Source organism: Bradyrhizobium sp. TM233, from assembly GCF_036247965.1.
GTDB classification, from domain to species: Bacteria; Pseudomonadota; Alphaproteobacteria; order Rhizobiales; family Xanthobacteraceae; genus Bradyrhizobium; species Bradyrhizobium ottawaense.
In genome coordinates this window covers 1-2398 of record NZ_BTIG01000054.1, presented here as the reverse complement: position 1 = coordinate 2398, position 2398 = coordinate 1, and the positions used below count along the sequence as shown (strand labels likewise).

Genomic DNA, 2398 nt, shown 5'->3' with positions numbered 1-2398 from the left:
GCCGCCTCGATCGTTGCGTTGAGCGCGAGGAGATTGGTCTGCCCCGCGATCTGGTCGATCAGTTCGACGACGTCGCCGATCTTCGCGACTGCTCTCGACAATCCGTCGATATGCCCGTCGGTCAGCCGTACCTGGTCGACGGCTTCGTTGGCCATTCGCGCCGAATCCTGCACCCGGCGGCTGATCTCGTTGACGGAGGACGACAACTGCTCGGTCGCGGACGCGACCGACTGGACGTTTGCGGAGGCTTCCTGCGAACCGTCGGCGACGGTGACGGCGAGCTCCTGCGCCCGGGCGGCCGTCACGTTCATCGCCCCGGCGGAGGCTTCCAGCTCGGTCGACGCCGAACTCACCGCGTCCACGATCTCGCCGACTGCAGTCTCGAACTGACCGGCAAGCCGGTGCATGTCGGCACGGCGCTGTTCGGCCGCGATCTGGTCCTGCCTGATCTTGGCGTCCGCTACCTCATGCGCCTTCTGCTCGGCCTTGACCTTGAACGTCTCCACCGCGTCAGCCATGTCGCCCACCTCGTCCTTGCGGCCAAGCCCGGGGAGAACCACTGCGAAATTGCCGCCGGCCAATTCGTCCATCGCGGCCGTCAGTGCCGCAAGCGGACGCACGATCCTTGAAACCGCGATCCAGAAGCTCAGCAATGTGAGGCCGAGGCTCGCAAGCAGGATCGCAACACTGATGATCAGGTTGGAGGCGCTCGCCTTCGCCTGTTCGGCGGCCTCCGTATCCGCCGCCGCGCCGATTGCATCCGCAAGCCCGAGAATGGAATTGATGGCCGTCGTCGCGCGGCTCACATAATCGCGGCCGCTGATCTTGTATTCGCCGCTCGGACCTGCGGCGAGGATTTCGGCACGCAGCGCGCCATAGGTCTGAAAGTAATCCTCATTCACCGACTTGATGGCTCGCGCGAGCGCCGCCGGAACGTCGGTGCGGTCGGCGATCGGGGCGACCGTCTCCCAGGCGAGCTCCACGTGGCCGCGGAAGGTCGCGATCCGGCCGATGCCGTCCGCGGCGAGCTTCGCGTGCGAACTGATCAACCCGCCGAGAAGCGCACGTTCGCGCCCGGCGTTCTCTGCCATCTCCGCCGTCAGGTGCCGGAGGCCGACGAGGCGTGCCATGGCCGCCGAAGGCGAACTGGTCAGCGTTTCCAGCGTCAGGCGCAGTCTGTTGGCCGCGACCTCGATCAGGTCGGTGATCGCCGGGGCAAAGGCCTTGACCACCTCGGCGTCCCGCTCCGACCCAGGCTTGGCCAGATTCGAATCGACCCTGCGGCGCAGGCTCTCGAAGCTTTGGAATGCCCGTTCGGCTTCCGAGATGCGTTGTTCGGCGCCCTTCATCGCCGTGACGCCACGCAAGCGCTGCACGGCATCGCGGAAGGCCCGATCCGACGTCGCGCGCACAGCGTCGATTTCAGAGCGGCGATCGGCCGGAAGCACCTCGGGCGAATTCAGCGCCGCATTGGTCATGCCCCGCTCCTTCGCCCATTGCCCGGCGCTGTGCAGCAACGATTGCGATATGCCGTTGAGGCCGACGAAGATCTCGGCCTCCTGACGGTCGTGGTAGGCGTGAATGGCCGTGTAGCCGGTGGCCGCCACTCCCATCAAGGCAAGCGCCGAAATGATGACCGGTAGGACCGTGCCAATTCTGAGATGCACCGCTGGCTTCCTTTTCCCGAGCGCCGCTTCCTCCGAACGGAGGGATCGACCCCCACGAGAGATACAAGAAGCCTGCAACGCGATGTTGTCTCACGTCAAAGTGCGGTCTCGCTGCCGGGGGCGCCACCGCATATGCTTATCAAAACGTTGCCCGCGACAACGCGCGCGATGCAACGCTGGTACGTCGTGCTCCCCTCAGGCAGCGCGGACGGAGTTGAGGAACTTGCCGACCTCGAGCTTGAGCCGATTGGAATCGCGGGACAGCATCTGCGCCGCCGACAGNNTGCGAGGACGCCGAGCCGGTTTCGGAGGCGCCGCGCTGGACGTCGCCAACATTGGACGAGACCTGTTGGGTACCCTGGGCGGCCTGCTGAACGTTGCGGGCAATCTCCTGGGTGGCCGCGCCCTGTTGCTCCACGGCCGCGGCGATCGCCGCAGCAATCTCCGACAGGCGCGCGATGGTGCCGCTGATCTCGCCGATCGCGCTGACCGAATCCTGTGTCGCCGCCTGAATGCCGCCGACCTGCTGGCCGCTCTCGCTGGTGTCCTTGGCCTTCTGCTCGGCAAGCGCCTTGACCTCGGCAGCCACGACGGCGAAGCCGCGGCCCGCCTCGCCGGCCCGCGCCGCCTCGATCGTGGCATTGAGCGCCAGCAAATTGGTCTGGCCGGCGATCGCATTGATGAGCCCGACGACGTCACCGATCCGCGACGCGGCCCGTGACAATTCGCTG

Annotated in this window: 1 protein-coding gene and 1 pseudogene; both read right to left on the bottom strand. The window is 66.3% G+C overall.

The window, feature by feature from the left end; all coding sequences use genetic code 11:
• Positions 1 to 1667, bottom strand: a 1667-nt coding sequence (locus tag AABA86_RS33290) for a methyl-accepting chemotaxis protein (RefSeq protein ID WP_338309755.1), incomplete at its 3' end; no start/stop codon positions are given.
• Between the two features lie 195 nt (positions 1668 to 1862).
• Positions 1863 to 2398 (bottom strand): annotated as a pseudogene (locus tag AABA86_RS33285) (methyl-accepting chemotaxis protein); the annotation flags it as partial.